Below are 21,111 nucleotides of genomic sequence, written 5' to 3'. Positions count from 1 at the left end.
GGCGGGGACTCGGGTGCCGGCCCACTGCCGACACGAGTAATCCAGTCGGCAAGCGTGGCATATGAGAGACCTGGTTTCACTGTTGATCGCACTGATGCTGTGCATCATCAATTTTACCCTGCCCAGGTGGAAGATTTTCCAGGGCGGGGCGCCCTCTGCACTCCTCAGTATTTCGGCGGGTACCGGCCTGACCTACGTCTTCCTGGTACTGCTGCCGAAGCTGGCCCAGGTACAGGCCACCATACCCGCGAGTACAGCAGGATCGGCGATTCCCGGGCAGAATCACGTCTATCTGGTCGCCCTGACGGGATTCGTAATTTTCCTGCTGCTGCTCCGGAAGGATCTTGCCGGGGGCGGCAGGAGAGGCCGTGGCTGGTCGACAGGCACGGTTTTGGTGGCGGTTATTTTCTCACTCTACAACGCCCAGGTCGGCTACTTTCTCGGGGACTGGCCCATCCAGGGAGTAGGGGGCTACCTATTGGCGGGGATCGTCCTGGGCCTGCATATAATGGGGCTCAACTATCATATCTGGCACTATTACCCGCATCATTATGAACGATCTTTCCGCAGTATTTTCTGCGTATTTATGCTGCTCGGCTGGCTGGCAGCCATTCTCACCGACCGCCTGTATGGAGTAATGACGGTAGCAACGGTATTCATCACCGGGGCAATCATTATCACTGCGATCCGGGAAGAGATCCCGGCCCGCAATGAAAAAGTCCATGTCCCTTTTTTCCTCGGCGCGATTCTTGTCTCAGCCTTTGTTATCCTGACCCTGCAAGAGACGAATACCGGCGGCGCCTCCTGATAAGCAGGGATGGTCGTAACGAGAAGGTGAGGACGAAGAAGCCTGGGACGAGCAAGCGAGACTGGAAACACGGGGGGGGAACAGCAGCCGTAGGCCGGCCAGGCCTGTTCCCGAAAAGCGCGGGCATAATATGTTCACGCAGGATATTCAGGCAGGGTCGGACAAGTCTCCCCCAACAAGCAGAAGAGAACGGGACAAGAAAAGCCACAGCGAATGGGAAAAGGGAAGAGCAAATGAAAGCGTCAGACCTGTTTGTACGGGCCCTGGAGGCAGAGGGCGTTGAGTACGTGTTTGCCATTCCCGGAGAGGAAAACCTGGACCTGCTCGAATCACTGCGGGGTTCAAAAATCGAGCTGGTCATCACGCGCCACGAGCAGGCTGCGGGCTTTATGGCGGCTACTTACGGGCGGCTCACCGGCAAGGCTGCCGTGTGCCTGTCGACCCTGGGGCCCGGGGCCACCAACCTGGTGACGGCCGCCGCCTATGCCCAGCTGGGTGCAATGCCCATGGTTATGGTGACCGGGCAGAAGCCGATCAAGAGCTCCAAGCAGGGCCAGTTCCAGATTATCGATATTGTCGACATGATGCGCCCGCTCACCAAGTTCACCAAGACCATTGTGAGTGGCGACAGCATTCCCGCCCGGGTCCGCGAGGCATTCCGCCAGGCCCATGAGGAGCGTCCCGGTGCCACGCACCTGGAATTGCCGGAGGATATCGCCCAGGAGCACTCGACCATGCCGGTGCTCGAACCCAGCTACACCCGCAGGCCCATCGCCGAAGAGAAAGCCATTCGCCAGGCCGCCCAGGCCATCGCCGCGGCGCGCCAGCCGCTGTTGCTGATCGGCGCGGGGGCGAACCGAAAACTGACTTCCAAGATGTTGCGGGAATTTGTCAAAAAGCTGGGCATCCCGGCGATTACGACCCAGATGGGCAAGGGTGTGATTGACGAGTCCGGGCCGCACTTCATTGGCAACACAGCGCTGTCAGACCACGATTTTGTCCACCGTGCCATCGATGAAGCCGACCTCATTATCAATGTGGGCCACGATGTCGTGGAGAAACCGCCTTTTTTCATGCGCCCCGGCGGGGCCGAGGTGGTGCATATCAATTTCAATTCGGCAGAGGTGGATCCCGTCTACTTCCCGCAGATTGAAGTGGTGGGGGACATTGCCAACAGCCTGTGGCAGCTCAAGGAGCGACTCGAGCCGCAGGAGCATTGGAGTTTTGCCCATGCCCATCGCATTCGGGATGCATTGCGGAAGCATATTGTCGACGGTGCCGGGGATGACAGCTTCCCCATCCGGCCGCAAAGGCTGGTAAGGGAAGTCCGCGACGTCATGCCGGAGGACGGCATCCTCGCGCTCGACAACGGCATTTACAAGATCTGGTTTGCGCGCAACTACCCGGCGCATTCGCCAAACTCGGTGCTACTGGACAACGCCCTGGCCACCATGGGCGCCGGACTGCCATCCGCCATGGCGGCCAAACTGGTCTTCCCCGAGCGCAAGGTAATGGCGATCTGTGGTGATGGCGGCTTTATGATGAACTCCCAGGAGCTGGAAACGGCGGTACGCCTCAAGCAGGACCTGATTATCCTGGTGCTGCGGGACGACGCCTACGGCATGATCAAGTGGAAACAGAAACAAATGGAGTACCACGACTTCGGTCTGGACTTTGGCAACCCGGATTTTGTCGCCTATGCCGAAGCCTACGGAGCACACGGTCACCGCATTGGTGCCACCAGTGAACTGAAGCCGCTGATTGAGAAATGCTGCAAGCAGGGCGGTGTACACCTGATCGATGTGCCAGTGGACTACAGCGATAACGACCGCATCCTGAACCAGGAGATACGGGACCTGGCGCGGAAACTGTAAGCAGTCACAGGGCGAGCTTCTGCCAAACCATTTTCTTCACGGAGGCCAGGTGAGACGCAGGAGAAAAGACCTCCCCAGCCCGCCGGGCTTGCCCTCAGCGGCTTTTTTCCTGCCACAATTCGCGGAGGCAGTGGACTTCCACCTTTAGGTCCGGTTGCCGCATTTCCTCCCTGACTATCCGGATGAGTTCACGACCATAGGCCTTATCCAGCTCAAATGGGGCGGCGAGAACCAGCACTACGTCGGATGGGTGGTGTGGAGAAGCCGGACGGCCCGCACTGAGGATCTCGACATCGGGATTCTCCTCAACGTAGTCCTTTAGCGCCTCGATAACCGACGCGGAGAGCGGATAAGAGTTAGGCTGTGGTTTGCCCTGGAGCAGCCCCTTTACGAGCGACACTTTTAATGGTCCCAGCAGTACGAGCGCTACGATCGCCAGCACAGCCACGGTCCCGGCCACCCAGCGGCGTTGCCTGCGTCGGGTCCTGCTGGTCCGCACACCCATCAGCCGAAAGGTGGCCGCGGCAAATAGTACGATCGCAACGAAGTTGGTGAGAAACAGCAGGGCGGCGCCGATCGCATTGCCAAGTTCGTAGTATGCCAGCGAGATACCGATCGAACATAACGGTGGCACCAGCGCCGTCGCTATCGCCACCCCGGCAATCGACCCCACCAGGTTGGGGCGTGCAGAGGCATAGGCGGCGGCAGCGCCCGAGGCTCCGGCTATCACCAGGTCCAGCACATTCGGGGCGCCGCGGGCATAGATTTCCGGCGTGAGCTCCACACCCGGCGTCAGCATACCAATGGCCAGACTGATCACCACGGTCAACAGCAGCCCGGCGGCGACGGACTGGAGGGCAGTATTACCCAGTCTCGGGTTGGCCTGCACCAGCGCCAGGCCGCAGCCGAGCATCGGCGTCATTAACGGTGCCAGCAGCATGGACCCTATCACCACGGCAGGGGAGTCCTGCAGCAGCCCCATAGAAGCAACCACGGTGGACAGCCCGAGCATTACGAGAAAATCCAGCGTCAGCATGGATCCTCGCCTCAGCGTCTCGAGCAAGTCGGCGTAATCCGCCGGGCTGAGAAACGGATTCCAGTACTCACCCATCACTGCGTGTCGCCAGGGCCGCAGGGCGGGTGCTCGCTTGGCCACCGCCACAGTAGGGTGCCTGGTCAGTTCCACCACCGACGCTATAAGTGGGCTGTTGGCCGCGAGCAACACCAGGTCGTGTGCGTCCATCAGTTGCGCATTGGCGGCAACGTCTCTCTCGTTCAACACACGACAGTGGATGCGCGTGCTGGACTCAAGCCCGGTGTCACGTAATAGCTTGCGCAGGTCGCGGAGCCCCACCTCGATGTCGACCTCTTCGTAATCGGCTTCCTGGCGGGCCAGGGTTACCTCGCCGCCACCGCACTCGGCCAGCTGGTGTGCGATGACCAGGGCGGCGCCATCATGGGCACTGTCCGTCGCTGAGACAAAGACTTTTCCCGGCTGCCGTGAACGCTTTGCCCCCCCAAAGAGGATCACGGTGCTGCAGCGACCTTTTTTCAGTAAAGTACTGGAGGAGAGTGTGGCACCTGTTGCGCCGGTCTGGTCTGGCGCCGCGGCGACAATAAGCTCTATATCTTCACGCTGTGCCACCGCAATCGCACATTCGTCCGCGTCGCGTTCACCGACTTCGAAGACCTCCAGGTTACCTGGCTCCTCCAGCCGCGAGATTGCGCGGATCCGCTGCAGCTTGCGTAAAAAACGCCCGAGGGCGGCCTCGATTGTCCGGTTGGAGAATTCCCCGTCCGGGATGGGGGCGGCGGCATAGTGCCAGCCGAGAACGTGAAGCGCGGTATTGCGGGATAATGCGATTTCCGCTGCCCAGGGGATGACCTGGCTGATCTCATCGGCGTTTCTGAGCAGGGCCAGGACTGCCATCCAGCACCTCGGGTTAGCCGTTGCCTTTTCGGGTCTGTCGCGAGTCCTGAGGGAAGTGCAAGCGATCCGGCCTCATTATAGCCCGGCCCACCAGGGAAACTGGTCAGGGGAGGGCGCCCGTACGGGGAGCGGCGGCCCAGTCAACCAACATGGCAGAACTAACCAGAGTGGCAGAATCAACCAAGGTGGCGCATCAGCATCGCGTAGCCGCCATCCGCGGGGAGTTCGACGTCGCCCGGCCTGGGGATCCGCACGACATGACCCGAGCCGGGTGCAGCTTCCAGGCCGTTGCCCCGGAGATCCTCCAGCGCCTCCAGGCGCAGTTCCTGATTGCCCCGGGGGGTAATCAATTCGAGCCGGTCCCCAAGCTCAAAGCGATTTTTAACCTCCAGCGTGAGCCACTCACCTTCGCATTCGCGCACCTCGGCGACAAACTGTTGCCCACTGTTACTCGAGTTGCCCTGTTCATAGTTCTGGAATTCACTCGGCAGGTGACGCCTATAGAAGCCTTCGGTGTAACCGCGATTAGCCAGGTGCTCCAGCTCATCCATCAACCCCATGTCAAAGCCCCGGCCCGCGATGGCGTCATCAATGGCCCGGCGGTAGACCTGGGCGGTACGGGCCACATAATAGTGGCTCTTGGTGCGCCCCTCGATCTTCAGTGAATGAATACCCATCTTCACCAGCCGATCCACGTGCTGTACCGCACGGAGGTCCCTGGAGTTCATGATGTAGGTGCCGTGCTCGTCCTCGTAGGCCGGCATGTAGTGACCGGGGCGACTGCGCTCCTGCAGCAACACGGGCTCCACGCTGCGCGCAGACGGGTCGAAGACCTGAGTCGGCCCATCCGTCGCAATCAGGTCTCCTACATCGTTCTCCCGTGCCGGGTGTGCGTTGTATTGCCACCGGCACGAATTGGTGCAGGCGCCCTGGTTGGAGTCGCGATGGGTCATGTAGCCGGAGAGCAGGCAACGGCCCGAGTAAGCAATGCACAGGGCGCCGTGCACGAACACCTCGAGCTCGACCTCCGGACACTGCTGGCGGATCTCCTCGATCTCATCGATGGAGAGTTCGCGGGACAGGATTACCCGGCTGATACCCTGGCGCGCCCAGAAACGCACGCTGGCCCAATTGACCGCGTTTGCCTGTACAGACAGGTGCACTTCCTGCTCCGGCCAGCGCTCGCGCACGAGCATGATCAGGCCCGGGTCCGACATGATCAGCGCATCGGGGGCCATGTCGATCACCGGCTCCAGGTCCCTGAGGTAGCTGCGCACCTTGTCGTTGTGGGGGGCGATGTTACTGGCCAGGTAGAACTGCTTGCCCTGGCCATGGGCCTCCTCGATCGCCGCCGCCAGGTTGTCCAGCTTATTGAACTCATTGTTGCGCACGCGCAGGCTGTAGCGGGGCTGGCCCGCATACACGGCGTCAGCCCCGTAGGCGAAGGCGTAGCGCATGCTCTTGAGGGTGCCGGCGGGGGACAGGAGTTCGGGAGTCATGGGCAGATACCACAGTCAGACAGTTCGTGCAGGCGCGCAATTGTCCCCGCTGGCGCCGCCGCCTGGTTGATCTAAATCAAGTTACCCAGCCTCAGGCCCGGACTGCGGGCCCACTGGGAGCCCCGTAAGCGCCAACAGCCGCACTGACCGGGCTCCCGGCTCGATCTGCCCGTCAATCACCATTCAACGCAGATCTTGCCGAAATGGCTGCCGCTCTCCTCGAACCTGAAGGCATCGGCAAGTTCCTCCAACGGGAAAGTCCGGTCGACGACCGGGCGAATGCCCGTCTCCTCCAGGGCAGCCACATAATCCTGCTGCTGTCGCCGGCTTCCCACCACCAGCCCCTGTAACCGTACATGCTTGCCCATCAGGGCCGCCGTGGGGACCTCTCCCTTGGTCCCGGTCAATACGCCGATCAGGGCAATATGCCCGCCCACACGCACGGCCTCGATCGATTGCGCCAGTGTACCGGGACCCCCAACCTCGATTACGTGGTCGACCCCGCAGCCACCGGTTAGCTTATGGACCTTCTCACCCCAGTTTTCCTCCTCCTCGTAATTGATCGTATGGTCAGCGCCCAGCTTGCGGGCACGCTCCAGCTTTTCGTCGGAAGAGGAGGTGATGATCACCGAGGCTCCCATGGCTTTGGCGATTTGCAGGGCGGTAATCGATACGCCACCGGTGCCCAGGGTAAGCACAGTATCCCCGGCCTTGAGCCTGCCGTCGCCCACCAGGGCACGCCAGGCCGTTAGCCCGGAAGTGGTAACGGTGGCAGCCTCCGAATGACTCCACCCATGGGGAGCATGAGTGAAGGCTGCTGCAGCCCGCACCGCGTGAGAGAGGGCAAATCCGTCTGTTCCATCCCCCGGTGTATCGCCAAAACTGCCCACCGGACTCCGGGGCGCGCCATCGGGCCACTGCGGAAAGAAACAAGAGACAACGTGGTCACCTATCTCAAACTCGGTCACACCTTCACCTACCGCCTCGATCACACCCGCGCCGTCGGACATCAGGACCCGCCCGTCCTCCGTGGGCAGCTGCCCGGATGCGATCAGGTAGTCATGGAAGTTCAGGGAGGTGGCATGCAGGGCAACCCTGACCTGGCCGGGCCCGGGGTCGCCGGGATCGGGAAGGTCACGGACCTCGAGCCGGTCGAGGCCACCGGGCTTGGGTACGACAAACGCTTTCATCCTTGTCTTTCTCCGTAATGGCGGTGTGATCGCAGGGAAGGGCGGTTCAATGGCTGTGAGAGCAGTCCTGTGCATTACCCATCGCAAACAGCGACCAGCCGATGATCTTCCAGCGGCCTCCCAGCCTGGCCAGCGAGAAGATATTGCAAAAAATTCCCGTCCCGGGCTTGGTGCCAGGATCGCGCCGGAATGCCACCAGCATGGCGGCACTGCCATCGTCGCCCATGGCCAATGTTTCAATTTCGTAGCTTGAAAAAGGCTGCGACAGAACGTGGAACTGCTCCCGAAAGAGCCTCAGCATGAGCGGCGCAATATCGGGGCTCTCACTGAGACCCGGCATTTCTCCGACGAAGAAGATGGGCGCCGACGCAAAATACTCCCTGGCCACTTCGTCGGGTTGTTTGCCGGGATCAGAAAAATCCTCCATAAAACCCCGGGCGAAATCGGCCAACTCTGGTCGATCCGCGCCAAGTGCAGGTGCGAAGGGCAAGATGCTGCACGCGCACACTGCGACCAACCGGTAGAACGTAGGGGCCTTCATGGCTTTTCCCGGGCTTCTGATTACGCTGCAGCTTGGCCGACCCAGGGCCCGAGCGCCAATACGGCGGTTGGATTGGGGGCCAGAATCTCGCTGGGCCGCGAGCCCCCGCTCCAATCATTGATTCTGGCAGCATAATTATTTATGTGTCTGCGGCATAATTATTTATGTCCCGAAAACCTAATCATCTATGAGTGTGGTGCATAATTATTTATGTATACTCCAGGCAGTTGCCGCACGCGAGCGACATAATTATTTATGGAAGGGGTTGGCATGGCATCAGTGATCATCGACGGCAGGAATGCAGACTTCACCCGAGTCTCCATCAGCCTGGACGAGTTCTTGTGGAGGCTGGTTTCTGCCGACTTTGCGTCAGAAGCCGACGCGCGCAGATGGGTCAGGGAATACATTTCTACATTACACGCCACCAAGGGGCTCACGGCGATCGTGCGCGATCACTGCCTGCATCGCATCGTTAAGCCGTCGCTCATTCGACGCGTTCAGGGCCTGGAGGGACAGATGGACATTGAAGAGGCGTGAACACGCGGCAGAGCTGTGCGCACCTGGAGCACACTGGCTTCCCGCATAGCCAATACCTAGTTCGCATAATATAGATTATGTTAAATTATGGTTATGGCTAAATAGCGCTCAATACCTGTGGCAGCCAGTTCGCGCACTGGAAGTCACTCGATTTAAATTCACGGCTGCTCTACTGCTCCTCCCACGACAGCACCGGCAATTCAACCGGATGCTTGCGCTCCTGTTGATCAGCCAGTTGGCCGTCATGGGTACGTTGACCTCGCTGTCGCCAGGCCAGCTCAGCCGCGCCATGCTTAGCGGAGAGGTCAAACGCGGGAGGTAAACCGGGATTCAGCTCCGGGCACGGGCAAGAAACTCCGGTATACGCGTCTCCAGCCAGTATTCCGGTCGCCACAGGCTACCGCTCACGAAACCGACATGCCCCCCCTGTCGCGAGATATCCAGTTCGACACAATTACTGCACTCGCTGGGGGCAGGTACGGCAGAGGGACAGATAAACGGGTCATCGATAGCGTGAATGATCAGCGTGGGGCGCCTGATAGCGCCCAGCAGCGGCTTGCTCGATGCCCGGGTGTAGTAGTCCTCCACATCCCGGTAGCCGTGAAGTGGCGCGGTAAACATATGGTCAAAAACGCGGAAGTTACTAAACAGGCGCCTGTCGCCTAAATCGGGCAGGTGGCTGGCCAGCTCCTTGTCAGTACTCTTTCGGAGCAGGCTCTCCCGGAGACTCTTCAGGAGGTGCCGCTGATAGACGCGGGACAGACCGCTGTTGATACGCCGGCTGCAGGCATGGAGATCCAGCGGGGCTGATATCGACACTGCCGCGGCAAGGGGGCTCCCCTCCCCGTCCTCGCCCAGCCACTTCAGGAGTACGTTACCCCCCAGCGAGTAGCCGACGGCCATCAGCGGAGTGCGGGGGAACTCTTTCCGCAGTTCGCCGGCCAGCCAGCGGGGATCGTCGCTGTCACCACTGTGGTACGCGCGGGGCAGCTTGTTGGGGATACCACCGCACCCGCGAAAATGCATGACGGCCACCTGGAAGCCATTTGCCTGGAGGGCTTCCATGATTCCCTGGGCATAGGGAGAGTTTACCGAACCCTCGAGGCCGTGAAGCACCAGCACCAGCGGCCGTTGCGGATCATCCCGCAATCGATGTGGCATATGTAGGGCAATCACGTCGCCATCGGGCGTGTGAAACCAGCGGCTGTGTGTACGCACCCAGGGCCTTGGGCGGTGGAAACGGGGGAAAACGGTCTGGAGGTGACAATTGCCCAGGCCCCTGGCCGGGCGGAACTTCTCAGTCATGCATAGCTATCCGGATAACAGGCGCGACACCTTACCGCGGCGGGCATCCGAAACCCAGCCCCTAGTCTTCTCCGACGGATCCGGTTGCACTCTCTGGTTCCTCGATACGGGCATAGAAACGGTAGTCACCATTGCGCATCAGCAGATAGACGATGTAAGGCTTGAAGCCCCCTCCCCCGTACATCCCCGGGCTGCCTTCCGGCATCCCGGGCACCATGAGCCCCAGGCTGTCCGGCGGAGGACTGGAGAGGAATTGGCGGATGAGGCGGGCGGGAACATGACCTTCAAATACATACTTATCCTGTACGACACCGGTGTGGCAGCCCTGCATGCCATTGGGAATCCGCCACTCTCCCTTCAGTACACTCAGCTCTTCATTGCTGGAATTAATAACCGGTACCTGCAGTCCCCTGCTCTCGAGGTGGTCAACCCACTTGCCGCAACAGCGACAGAACCGGTGCTTGTACACTGATACCGATAGCATTTCAGTAAGAGAGGCGTCCTCACTGGCAGGAGCGGCCGCTATGCCATCCGCGCCCTTGCCTTCCACGTGGGTGCCCTGCGCTGCAGTCGATGAAGGGCTTCTGTCGGCGAGCGAAGCCGAACTCAATATGGCACTGGCAAGCAGTACCACCAGGCGCAAGACCCGGCTAGCGAGGGATTTCTGCGTAGTGGAGCGCATACAACTCTTTCCCATCAACCCAATTACAGCGCGACTTGAAGCCGGCAGAGTCGAGCATGCTGGCGAACCCCTGCAGGGAGTACTTGTGGCTGTTTTCCGTATGGATTGTCTCGCCCTCGGAAAAACCGAACTCCTCACCGGAAATACGCACCCGCTGGGCCTTCAGGCTGACCAGATGCATCTCCACCCGCTGCCGCAGCGGGTGATAGAAGGCGCGGTGGGCAAACATTTGCGGATCAAAGTTACCTTCAAGCTCGTTGTTGATGCGCACCAGCAGGTTTTTGTTGAATTCGGCAGTGATATGCTCACTGTCGTTATAGGCTCGCTCGAGGACCACCGCGTCCTTGACAAGGTCTGTACCGATGAGGAGCCCGTCCCCCTGCCCCAACTGGGAGGCAAAGTCTTCCAGAAGCTGCTGGGCCTGTCCGGGATCGAAATTACCTATGGTGGAGCCGGGAAAGAAGATTACCCGGCGACCAGTGTATTTACAGCCGGCCCCCCGCCAGGCGCCAGGCTGCGAAAAATCGGCCACATGAGCTTCAACTTCCAGCTGTGGCAGGCGCGCCTGAATGCGCCCCCGTGCTGCCAGCAGTATCTCGGGAGAGATATCGATCGGGATATACGCCTGCGGACGCTCCAGGGCTTCCAGCAACGGCTCGACCTTTTCGCAGTTGCCCGCCCCCGGCTCGATCACAACCGCTCCCGGCCCGATCGATGCGGCAATTTCCTCGAGGTTATCGGAAAAAATCTGCGCTTCCGTGCGTGTAAGATAGTAATCCTCAAGCTCGCAGATTTTTTCGAAAATCCTCGAACCCGCTTCGTCGTAGAGGTACTTGCACGGGAGCGTTTTCTGAGGCTGGCGCAGTCCCGCGATAACATCGCGCAAAAATTCGCCCTGGTCAGCCTTGTCGCTCACTGGCGAAACAGCCATGTTCATACTGGATCTCCCGCCAGCCTGATACCGGTAAATTGCCATGCCTGATGAGGATAGAAGAAATTCCGGTATGTCATGCGTATATGATCAGCTGGAGTGACGCAGGAACCCCCGCGCAAAACTTTCTGGTTACACATGAACTTGCCGTTGTACTCCCCCACAGCGTCGGCGCTGGCGCGAAATCCCGGGTACGGGAGATAGGCGCTGGAGGTCCATTCCCACAGGTCACCGAGGAACTGGTTCTGCCCCGAAACGGCAGGGAGCGGACGGAACTGGCGTTTCTCCAGCAGGTTCGCTCTTGCAAGCTGGTCGGGCTGGCGAAGCTGGCACGCGGCAACCTCCCACTCAAATTCTGTGGGGAGCCTCTTGCCCGCCCAGGTAGCAAATGCATCGGCCTCGTAAAAATTGAGGTGGCACACGGGCTCATCCTCGATCAGAGGCTGCAGCCCACCGAGGGTAAACTGCATCCACCGGCCATCCCGCCACTGCCAGTACAGCGGCATCTCCCTCTGCCCGCTCTTCACCAGTGCCCATCCGTCGGAGAGCCACAGGCGCGGATCGCGGTAGCCACCATCCTCGATGAACTCGAGGAACTCGCGGTTCGTGACCAGGCGCGACGCGATCTGGAAATCCTGCAGCAGTTGCCGGTGCGCCGGGCTCTCATTGTCAAAGAAGAAGTGGTCGCCCTCGGACCCGATGGCATAGTTGCCGCCGGCAACGTCGAGCCACGTCATCGCAGCAGGCGCCAGCACATCCTCATCCTCTGGTTCCTGCACAGTTTCCGAGTAGGCGGGGAAGAGAGGGCTGATGGAAAAGGCATGCTTGATATCGGTCAGCAGCAGCTCCTGGTGCTGCTGCTCGTGATTCAGCCCCAGGGTAATCAGTGACTGCAGGGAATCTCCCACCGGATGATCGGCAAGCAGCTCATCCATCGCACCATCCACCGCCTGGCGGTAAGCAAAAACGCTCTCCAGATCGGGGCGGGACAACATCCCGCGGTGCGGACGGCTGAACGGCGTGCCCAGGCTGTTGTAATAGGAATTGAAGAGTTCGTGGTAGTCGCTGTCAAACACCCGATAGCCGGGTAGCGAGCTGCGCAGGATAAAGGTCTCGAAGAACCAGCTGGTATGGGCCAGGTGCCACTTGCTGGGACTGGCGTCCGGCATGGACTGCAGCTGCATGTCTTCAGGCGACAGTGGGTCTGCCAGCAGCTCTGTCTCATGTCGTACGCGCCGGTAGCGCGACAGCAGGTCAGCCTGGTTTTCCCGGTATACCTCCCGCTCCAGTAGCGTCATGCGATTGGTCACTGCTTATGGCTTTCAATGATCATACGCAGTTTTGGCGTGATTCCCATGAAATTGCCAGCGGTGGAAAGGTTTTTGGCGCGCCCTTCCCCATATTGTCCACTCGCCTGAAATGAAAAAGGCCGGCATAAGCCGGCCCTTTCCATTTGTCGTGAACGCTCGTGATCAGAAGCGCATAGTGACGTCCGCGCCGAACATCCGCGGCTGGAAACGCCAGCCGGTCTCGGAGCCGATCGCGCTACCCGGACCACCGTATGAACCCACGATCTCCTCATCGGTCAGGTTCTGGACCCAGGCCGACACAGTGTAGGTGTCGCTGGGGCTGTTGAAGGCCACGCGGGCATTCAGCAGCTGGTAGTCAGGTACCGTCAACGACGGGTCAGAGATGGTGCCTACACGCTCGCCGGTCCAGTTGTAGTCACCCCGCAGGACAACATCGCCGCCGGAGTTCAGGCCGATAACGTATTCCGCCATCAGGTTGAACTTGTTCTCCGGAGTGCCAACGCGCGGATCGCCGGTGCGGTCATCCGCCGCGGTTTCACCGGCAGCCTCGATGATCTGGTAGCGGGTGTACTCGGTCTTCAGGTTCGAGTAGTTACCGCCGATCAGCAGGTTGTCGGTAGCCGCGAACAGCACTTCCACCTCGGCGCCCCGCCCTTCGGCATCGGCGTTACGCAGGTTGTAGCTCGGGATCGGGAAGCCGATCAGGCTCAATTCCTGCAGGTTATCGTACTCGTAAGCGAACAGGGACGCGTTCAACTGCATGCGGTTGTCCAGCAGATTGGACTTCATACCGACTTCGTAGTTGGTGACGTTCTCCTGGTCGAAGGAGTTCTCGATATTTGCACCGTAGTTCAGGCTGTTGAAACCACCCGCCTTGAAACCATTCGACACTGAAGCGTAGGTCATCACGCTGTCATTCCAGTGATGGTTCAGCACGATGCGGCCGGACAGGTCTGACCAGCTGTCAGACGGCTCTTCCGAGATCATCGGCTGGCCGCCGCTGAAGAAGGCGATACCGAAAGGAATGCCGTACAGCTCGTTCTGGTACTGGGTATCGATCGAGAAGTCTTTCTCGTCCTGCGTGTAGCGCAGGCCGAAAGTGAGGTCCGTACGATCAGTCAGTGACCAGGTAGCGTCGCCGTAGATGGCTGCAGAGCGGTAGTCCCCGGTATTCAGCACATTCTCACCCCAGCTGGCATCGGTGCCCTGGACAAAGGCATTCGCACCGAGCAGCAGGCAGCCCTGCAGCTGGCTGTTATCGCCGGTACCCAGGTAGGTCTGCAGTTGTGGCGCGCAGTCGAAGCTGCCCATAAAGGCCGCCATGGCCTCAGGGGAGGTCTGCGCCTGGGCCAGCAGGCTCGGCAGCATGTAGGTGCCGAAGAAGTTGGCGATCATCAGGCCGTCGCCGCTGGCAGCCAGACCCGGAGCGAGGGGAATCTGGGTGTTACGCAGCATCTCGCGGAACATCGGCACCTGCTCCGCAACCTGGACGTCGGTCATTGCGTCGAGTGCAGCGATAGTCTCCGCCGGCACACCCAACGCACCCAGGGCCTCGGGGCTGTCCTTCAGAGCGGTGTACAGCGCGAAGCTCTCGAAGGTGCTCGGCGTGAAGAAAGCCTCGGTGTTGTGCTCCAGCTTCTCCTGGGAATAGGAAGCGCCCAGGGTCCACTTGAGGGTGTCTGTCTCACCGTTCAGGCGGAACTCCTGCGAGAAGAACTCCTGGTCGTCAGTGTTTCCGGAACCGAAATAGAAGTCCGGGTTATTGGCACCGTCCTCGTCCTGACCGATGTACGCCTCGAAGGTGCGGTACGCGGTGATGGAGGTGAGGGTTACATTCTCGAAGTCGTGGGTGACCTTCAGGGAGGTGCCGTACAGGTCGCGCTCTTCCACGTTGCCGAAATCGAACGCCACGTCACCGAAGAGATCGCCACCACCGACAGAAATAGAGTCGTTGATGGACACGCGGGTGGCGCCGTTCTGGTCAAGGCGGCTGTACTCGCCGCGCCACAGGATTTCTGTGTTGTCGGTCGGCAGCAGCGAGACCGCAGCGCGCAGGGTCTTGGTGTCCTGCCCACCCCAGTCGGAACCGTCGAGGGCGTTCGGATAATAGCCGTCGCGCTTGTCGGTGGACGCGGTCAGGCGCACCGCGGCACGATCGTTGATGGCGCGGTTAACGATCACGTCGGAGGACATGCGGCCGTAGTTGCCGGCAGTCAGGGACACCTCGGTCTGGTCCTCATTGAAGGGACGCTTGGTGATGATGTGGATGGCACCACCGGTGGCGTTGCGGCCAAACAGTGTGCCCTGCGGGCCTTTCAGCACCTCAACCCGCTCGATATCCGCCAGCGGCACCTCGGCGCCAGCACCACGGCCGGTGTAGACACCGTCGACGTAGACCGCTACCGCCGGGTCGGAGCCCACGGTGAAGTCGGAAGTCTGGATGCCGCGGATGTTATAGGTCGGCTGCAGTGCGGTGTCGTTGTTCATTTCGACACCCGGGGTGGATTTACCCAGGTCGGTCAGGCTCTGGGCACCCATCTTCTCGATGTTCTCGCCGGTGAAGGCGGAAATCGCAATGGGTACATCCTGCAGGTTCTCCGAGCGCTTCTGCGCAGTAACCACCACTTCCTCGATCTCGGCCGCATAAGCGGAGCCGCTGATCGCGGTGGCAAAGGCAACAGCCTGGGAGAGAATGGACAGACGGAAATTCCGGTTGCTACCGGTCTGATCGGCGTCGTGCATCATCGCGTCCTCGCGTTTGTTGTTATAGAAAAAGCGTGATGTTTGCTTCGTGTTTTTGTTATTGGGCGCCATATTACGTGCCAATGTGCGCTTTTGAAAGCCCGTTATGACTTTTTTCTAGTGACTGGTCAGTTCTAGTGGGCACCCCGGAGAGCCACCGACTTTAATGGCACATTATTCCTCTTTAAAGCAGTTTCTGTGACCAGCTTATGTCCCCCGGTAACTATTTTGGTGCAGGGCCCACTGCTATTATCGAGGTGCCGAGCAATAGAATAAGATTTGATGGAAGTACCCATGGCCCGTACCGCCCCCCTACGCCTGACCGCACGCGTCCTGATCATCCTCTGTGCCATCGCCGCCCTCCTCCTGGCCGCTGCCTGGCTGTGGCTGCGCCAGAGCCTCCCTCTGCTTGATGGTGTTCTGCACACCGGGCAACTGGAGGAGCCTGTGAGTATCCGGCGCGACGCCCAGGGCATTCCGATGATTGTGTCCGACAGTCGCGCCAGCATCGCCTTCGGCCTGGGCTTCCTCCACGGCCAGGAGCGCTTCTTCCAGATGGACCTGTTGCGCCGGAATTCCGCCGGCGAGCTTTCCGCCCTGGTCGGGCCGGCGGCCCTGGAGCACGACCGCGAGGTGCGGGTACACCAGTTCCGCAAACGCGCCGAGCGGAATGTCGCCGCGCTGCCCAGGGACCACCGCGAAGTGCTTTCCCACTACGTAAAGGGGGTGAATTACGGGCTGGCACAGCTGGGCAGCCATCCCTGGGAATACCTGCTACTGGGCAAGGAGCCACGTCCCTGGACCGAGGCAGACAGCTTATTGAGCGTATTCAGTATGTACCTGAGCCTGCAGAGCCCGATCGGGAAGTTCGAGCAGAGGGACACCGCACTCGCTGACCTGCTGCCCGGAGACCTGTACGGTTTCTTTTTCCCCGAAGGCGGCAATTGGGATGCGCCGCTGGTCGGTGAGGCTCGCGGCCCGGTGTCACTGCCCCGGACTGACATTGCCACCCTCCTGCAGGCGGATGACACCATTGCCTACCAGGTAATGGAAAGTGACGACCAGGTCTTCGGCAGCAACAACTGGGTCGTGGGCGGCGCGCTGACGGAACACGGCGGCGCCATACTGGCAGACGATATGCACCTGGGCCTCGACGTGCCCAACATCTGGTACCGTGCCGGCTGGAGCATTCCCGGCACCGACCGCAAGATGCGTGCGGCCACACTGCCCGGAGGCCCGATCGCAGTTGTCGGCTCCAACGGCCGCATAGCCTGGGGTTTCACCAACACCATGGGCGACTGGGGCGACCTGGTTAAAATCGAGGTCAGTGAGGACGGCAAACGCTATCGCACGCCGGATGGCTGGACGGAGTTCAGCATCGAGAAGGAGCGCATAATGGTGAAAGGGGCGGTACCGGAGACCCTCGAGGTTCGCAAGACCATCTGGGGCCCGGTGGTGGGCAGCGACCACCGCGGCACTCCCCTCGCCTACCGCTGGGTGGCCCATGATATTCGCGGCGCCAACCTGAACCTGCTGCAGATGGAAAAAGCCGAATCTGCAGAGGAAGCCCTGGACCTGGGTCCGCAACTCGGTATTCCCCACCAGAACCTGGTGGTCGGCGACAGCGACGGCAATATCGGCTGGACCGTAGGCGGCGCCGTTCCGCGGCGCGTGGGGCTTGATGGCAGCCGCTCGCTTTCGTGGGCGGACGGCGAGGCATACTGGGACGGTTACCTCGACAACTCCGAGCAGCCGCGGGTGTACAACCCGCCGTCGAATCGTATCTGGACTGCCAACAGCCGGGTGATGGACGGGCCCCGGCTCGCCGTAATGGGAAATCACGGCTATGCGCTCGGCGCCCGCCAGCAGCAGATCCGCGATGCCCTGTTTGCAGCGGATTCATTTACCGAGCAGGACCTGCTCGAACTTCAGCTGGATGATCGGGCCCTGTTCCTGGAGCGCTGGCAGCAGCAGCTGCTGGCGCTACTGGATCGCAATGAGGACTATGCCGACGTACGTCGGGAGCTGGAGCAATGGGGTGGGCGAGCCAGTGCGGATTCCGTCGGTTACCGCATAGTCCGCAACTACCGGCTGAAATTCCTGGAAATGGCCACGGCACCGGTGCTCACCTATATGCGCAGGTTCCAGGAAGACTTCTCCTTCGGCCCGATGAAACGACAGCTGGAATACGCGGCCTGGGAGATGAACAGCACGGAGCCCGCGCACCTGCTCAATCCGGACTTCGAGTCCTGGCGCGCACTGAAATTTACTGCCCTGGACAGGGTCCTGGAAAAGATGGCCGCAAGTGGCCTGCCGCTCGCCGAGCAGACCTGGGGCGTGCAGAACACCGCCCGCATCCGCCATCCCCTGGGGCGGGCGCTGGCACCGGTTAACTGGTTCACCGCCATGCCCGCCGACCAGCTCTCGGGCGACACTCACCTGCCCCGTGCGCAGTCCCCGACCACCGGCGCCTCGCAGCGCATGGTGGTGGCGCCGGGGCGCGAGGAGAATGCCATCTTCCATATGGCCACGGGACAGAGCGCGCATCCGCTATCACCCTTCTTCGGTAACGGTCACCACGACTGGGTGGAGGGCAACCCATCACCCCTGGTGGAGGGAGAGCCGGTTCACCGCCTTACCCTGGAATAACCGGGCCGCACTGGCGCAGTCCCGGTCAGGCGGTTTCATCGAGGATGGCAAACGACAGCAGGGATGTAAGCAGCCCCAGCCCCAGCACGAACGGCAGCAGGGGAAAACAGAGCATCAGGAGGGAGGCGGCAATCCAGAGGTTCTTTACCCAGCCGCGCTTCACCCGGTAACTGCGGGTGTAGCGCCGTGCATGGCTGTCGCCAGGGTCCGGCAGGCATATCTCTGCCTCCACCGGAAGGAAGCTCCGCACTAAAAGGGTGCAATAAAATCGGATCAGCGCGACAACCATGCTCTATACCACTACAGAATCTATGTAGCAGTATAGATAGCGCCCGCAGTCGGGGAGTCGGCCGTCGAGGCCGCAGCTGTCACTCAGTGAAGGGCGGGCTTTCCGGAACGGTTCAGCGGAACCACTGGAGCTTTTCGTGCAGGCTCACTACACCGCCGACGATGGCGAGCGCCGGCGCCTCGACACCCCCTGCCCGCGCCAGATCCGGCAGGGTTTCCAGATTGCCCACCACCACACGCTGCTCCGGTGTAGTGCCCTTTTCTACCAGTGCTGCCGGGGTATCTGTGGGCAGTCCGTGGGCAGCCAGCTTCGAACAGATGGTATCGATGCCGGTGAGGCCCATGTAAAACACCAGGGTCTGGCCCGGCGAAGCCAACTCACTCCACGGCAGCACCAGCTCCCCCTGTTTCAGGTGGCCGGTAATAAAACGCACTGACTGTGCATGGTCCCGGTGAGTGAGCGGGATACCTGCGTAAGTGGAGCAACCAGATGCCGCGGTGATACCCGGGACCACTTGGAATGGTATGCGCGCGTCCGCGAGCCGGTCAATTTCCTCCCCGCCACGGCCGAAAATGAACGGGTCGCCGCCCTTGAGGCGTAGCACCTTCTTGCCCTGCCTCGCCAGGTCCACAAGCAGCTGGTTGATATCGTCCTGGGGAACTGAGTGAAACTCTTTTTTCTTGCCGACGTAAATACGCTCGGCATCGCGCCGGACGAGTTCCAGCACCTGGGAGGAAACCAGCCGGTCGTACAGCACCACGTCCGCCTGCTGCATCAGGCGCAGGGCACGGAACGTGAGCAGGTCAGGGTCACCGGGCCCCCCGCCAACAAGGTAGACCTCGCCACTGGGCTCGGGGCTGCCGCGCCAGCTCTCCAGGGCCTCCAGCAACTGCTGCCTGCCCTCTTCCGGCCGTCCCGATTCCACCTTGGTGGCCACCGGCCCGGTGAAAACCCACTGCCAGAAATCCTTGCGCTGCGGCTCCGGCAGGGCCTCTTTCACCTTGTCCCGCACACCTGCTGCCAGCTCCGCGAGCGATGCCACGGCGGGCGACAGCAATGCCTCAAGCTGGGCGCGAATTCCCCGCGCCAGTACCGGCGCGGCGCCGCCGCTGCTGATACCGATGGACAGGGGCCCGCGTTCCACAATGGCTGGCACGGTAAAGGTACAGAGCTGTGGGGAGTCAACCACGTTAACCGGCAATCGCAGCGCCCGCGCATCGGCAGATACCCGGGCGTTTACCACTTCGTCCGAGGTGGCGGCAATCACCATCTCTGCGCGGTCGAGGAAGGGGGATTCGTAAATGGCCGGGAAGTACTCACCGCCGCTGTCCACGACCAGCTGGGCGAGTTCATCGGTGATATCCGGGGCAACCACCAGCAGGCGTGCACCAGCCTTGTGCAGCAGGCGGGCCTTGCGGGTGGCGATGGAACCGCCCCCTACCAGCAGGCAGGGGCGGTCGACGAGGTCAAATGCGAGGGGTAAATAGCGCAATCTGGTAATCCGTAATACTCAATTGGCCGGCCCCTGGCAGGGGGACTCAGCCTATGCTTTCGGCACCGCCCATGTAACTGCGCAGTACCTCGGGAACCTCAATGCTGCCGTCCTCGCGCTGGTAGTTCTCCAGCACCGCAATCAGGGTGCGCCCTACCGCCAGGCCAGAGCCATTCAGGGTGTGCAACAGCTCCGGCTTGCCGGTGTCCGGGTTGCGCCAGCGCGCTTTCATGCGCCGGGCCTGGAAATCACCCACCAGGGAGCAAGACGAAATCTCCCGGTATTTCTCCTGCGAGGGGAGCCATACCTCGATGTCGTAGGTCTTGCGTGCAGCGAAGCCGATGTCACCACCGCACAGCACCACGGTGCGGTATGGCAGGTTGAGTTTCTGCAATACCGTCTCGGCGTGGCCCGTCAGCGCCTCCAGCGCCTCCTCGGACTGGTCCGGGCGGGCGAACCATACCAGTTCGACCTTCTCGAACTGGTGCTGGCGAATCATGCCGCGGGTATCGCGACCGTGGGATCCGGCCTCGGAACGGAAGCAGGTCGTGTGTGCCACATATTTGTGCGGCAGCGACTCGGCATCCTCGACGATTTCATCGCGGTACAAATTCGTGAGCGGCACCTCGGCAGTGGGTATCAGGTAAAAACCACGCTCATCCTCAAGCTTGAACAGGTCCTCTGCGAACTTGGGCAGCTGCGAGGTTCCGTACAGGGAGTCGCTGTTGACGATCACCGGCACGTTGGCCTCACGATAACCGTGCTGTTCTATGTGTAAATCAAGCATAAACTGTGCCAGCGCGCGATGGAGCTTTGCCACCGGACCGGTCATCACCGCGAAACGTGAACCGGTCAGCTTACTGGCCACCTCGAAATCCAGCCCTTGCAGTTGCGCCCCCAGGTCCACGTGGTCCTTGACCTCGAACGGGAAACTGCGCGGCGCACCCCAGGTGCGCACCTCTACGTTGTCATCCTCGGTCTCACCTTCCGGGACGGATTCGTCCAGCAGGTTGGGGATGGCGGAGAGGATACTGTCGAGCTCCTCCTGCAATTCGCCCAGCGCCTGTTTGGCCTCACCCAGCTGCCCGCCGAGGGATTCCACTTCTTTCAGCAGGGGGGCGATGTCCTCGCCGGCGGCCTTGGCCCGACCGATATTCTTGGATTTGCTGTTGCGCTCGCTCTGCAGGCTCTCGGTGCGAACCTGCAGTTCCTTGCGCCGCTCCTCCAGTTCCTGGAGGCGGGCAGTATCCAGTTCAAAGCCGCGCTTCTTCAGGGTCGCGGCCACCTCGTCCATCTGGGTGCGAATGAGTTTTGGGTCGAGCATGGTGCTTT

Annotated in this window: 16 protein-coding genes; 4 read left to right on the top strand and 12 right to left on the bottom strand. The window is 61.0% G+C overall.

The window, feature by feature from the left end; translation table 11 throughout:
- Nucleotides 1-61 precede the first annotated feature (61 nt).
- Together BLT26_RS08425 and BLT26_RS08420 are read left to right on the top strand one after the other, a co-directional pair.
- Nucleotides 62-808, top strand: coding sequence for a hypothetical protein (locus BLT26_RS08425; protein WP_091512002.1), 747 nt, complete (start codon nt 62-64; stop codon nt 806-808).
- Nucleotides 809-1,041: 233 nt separating this feature from the next.
- Nucleotides 1,042-2,682: an acetolactate synthase large subunit gene (locus BLT26_RS08420; RefSeq protein ID WP_091511998.1), complete on the top strand. Its 1,641-nt coding sequence runs from the start codon at nt 1,042-1,044 to the stop codon at nt 2,680-2,682.
- 94 nt (nt 2,683-2,776) lie between these two features.
- Here BLT26_RS08420 and BLT26_RS08415 read toward each other — a convergent pair whose 3' ends face one another.
- From BLT26_RS08415 to BLT26_RS08400, 4 genes are all read right to left on the bottom strand, one after another.
- The gene (locus BLT26_RS08415; RefSeq protein WP_091511994.1) at nt 2,777-4,612 is read right to left on the bottom strand and encodes a DUF389 domain-containing protein; all 1,836 of its coding nucleotides are present in this window, start codon (nt 4,610-4,612) and stop codon (nt 2,777-2,779) included.
- 176 nt (nt 4,613-4,788) lie between these two features.
- Complete coding sequence (gene trhP / locus BLT26_RS08410; RefSeq protein ID WP_091511990.1) at nt 4,789-6,111, bottom strand: prephenate-dependent tRNA uridine(34) hydroxylase TrhP; 1,323 nt, start codon at nt 6,109-6,111, stop codon at nt 4,789-4,791.
- A 176-nt stretch (nt 6,112-6,287) separates the two neighbouring features.
- Nucleotides 6,288-7,301 carry a zinc-dependent alcohol dehydrogenase family protein gene (locus BLT26_RS08405; RefSeq protein ID WP_091511987.1) on the bottom strand — a complete coding sequence of 338 codons (1,014 nt, stop codon included), beginning with the start codon at nt 7,299-7,301 and terminating at the stop codon, nt 6,288-6,290.
- Between the two features lie 46 nt (nt 7,302-7,347).
- Nucleotides 7,348-7,842 (bottom strand): hypothetical protein, encoded by a 495-nt coding sequence (locus BLT26_RS08400; protein WP_091511984.1) that lies wholly within the window; start codon nt 7,840-7,842, stop codon nt 7,348-7,350.
- Between the two features lie 270 nt (nt 7,843-8,112).
- On the opposite strand from BLT26_RS08400, the gene BLT26_RS08395 reads away from it, so the two are divergent.
- Nucleotides 8,113-8,379 carry a hypothetical protein gene (locus BLT26_RS08395; RefSeq protein WP_139169451.1) on the top strand — a complete coding sequence of 89 codons (267 nt, stop codon included), beginning with the start codon at nt 8,113-8,115 and terminating at the stop codon, nt 8,377-8,379.
- 330 nt (nt 8,380-8,709) lie between these two features.
- Here BLT26_RS08395 and BLT26_RS08390 read toward each other — a convergent pair whose 3' ends face one another.
- The 5 genes from BLT26_RS08390 to BLT26_RS08370 form a co-directional block, all read right to left on the bottom strand.
- Complete coding sequence (locus BLT26_RS08390) at nt 8,710-9,684, bottom strand: hydrolase (protein WP_091511977.1); 975 nt, start codon at nt 9,682-9,684, stop codon at nt 8,710-8,712.
- A gap of 61 nt (nt 9,685-9,745) precedes the next feature.
- Nucleotides 9,746-10,366: a DUF411 domain-containing protein gene (locus tag BLT26_RS08385; RefSeq protein WP_175453062.1), complete on the bottom strand. Its 621-nt coding sequence runs from the start codon at nt 10,364-10,366 to the stop codon at nt 9,746-9,748.
- Nucleotides 10,335-11,303, bottom strand: coding sequence for an L-histidine N(alpha)-methyltransferase (gene egtD, locus BLT26_RS08380; protein WP_091511970.1), 969 nt, complete (start codon nt 11,301-11,303; stop codon nt 10,335-10,337). Before egtD ends, BLT26_RS08385 begins: the two co-directional genes overlap by 32 nt.
- On the bottom strand, nt 11,300-12,607 hold the full coding sequence (gene egtB / locus BLT26_RS08375; RefSeq protein WP_245720652.1) for an ergothioneine biosynthesis protein EgtB: 1,308 nt from the start codon (nt 12,605-12,607) through the stop codon (nt 11,300-11,302). Before egtB ends, egtD begins: the two co-directional genes overlap by 4 nt.
- A 162-nt stretch (nt 12,608-12,769) precedes the next feature.
- Nucleotides 12,770-15,349, bottom strand: a complete 2,580-nt coding sequence (locus tag BLT26_RS08370) for a TonB-dependent receptor (protein ID WP_245720651.1) — start codon at nt 15,347-15,349, stop codon at nt 12,770-12,772.
- A 294-nt stretch (nt 15,350-15,643) separates the two neighbouring features.
- On the opposite strand from BLT26_RS08370, the gene BLT26_RS08365 reads away from it, so the two are divergent.
- Complete coding sequence (locus BLT26_RS08365) at nt 15,644-17,998, top strand: penicillin acylase family protein (RefSeq protein ID WP_091511959.1); 2,355 nt, start codon at nt 15,644-15,646, stop codon at nt 17,996-17,998.
- Nucleotides 17,999-18,023: 25 nt separating this feature from the next.
- On the opposite strand, the gene BLT26_RS08360 is transcribed toward BLT26_RS08365, so the two are convergent.
- The 3 genes from BLT26_RS08360 to serS all read right to left on the bottom strand — a co-directional run bounded on the left by BLT26_RS08360 (nt 18,024) and on the right by serS (nt 21,103).
- Entirely contained in the window at nt 18,024-18,230 is a 207-nt protein-coding gene (locus BLT26_RS08360; RefSeq protein WP_245720650.1) for a hypothetical protein, read from the bottom strand.
- Nucleotides 18,231-18,399: 169 nt separating this feature from the next.
- A complete protein-coding gene (gene cysG, locus BLT26_RS08355) occupies nt 18,400-19,779 on the bottom strand; it encodes a siroheme synthase CysG (protein ID WP_091511952.1) in 1,380 nt (459 codons plus the stop codon).
- Nucleotides 19,780-19,825: 46 nt separating this feature from the next.
- The gene (gene serS / locus BLT26_RS08350; RefSeq protein WP_091511949.1) at nt 19,826-21,103 is read right to left on the bottom strand and encodes a serine--tRNA ligase; all 1,278 of its coding nucleotides are present in this window, start codon (nt 21,101-21,103) and stop codon (nt 19,826-19,828) included.
- Between the last annotated feature and the right edge of the window lie 8 nt (nt 21,104-21,111).

The sequence above is a fragment of the Microbulbifer yueqingensis genome (assembly GCF_900100355.1).
Lineage (GTDB): Bacteria > Pseudomonadota > Gammaproteobacteria > Pseudomonadales > Cellvibrionaceae > Microbulbifer > Microbulbifer yueqingensis.
Note: the sequence above shows the minus strand (reverse complement) of the source record. Positions and strands in the feature narration are given on the sequence as shown.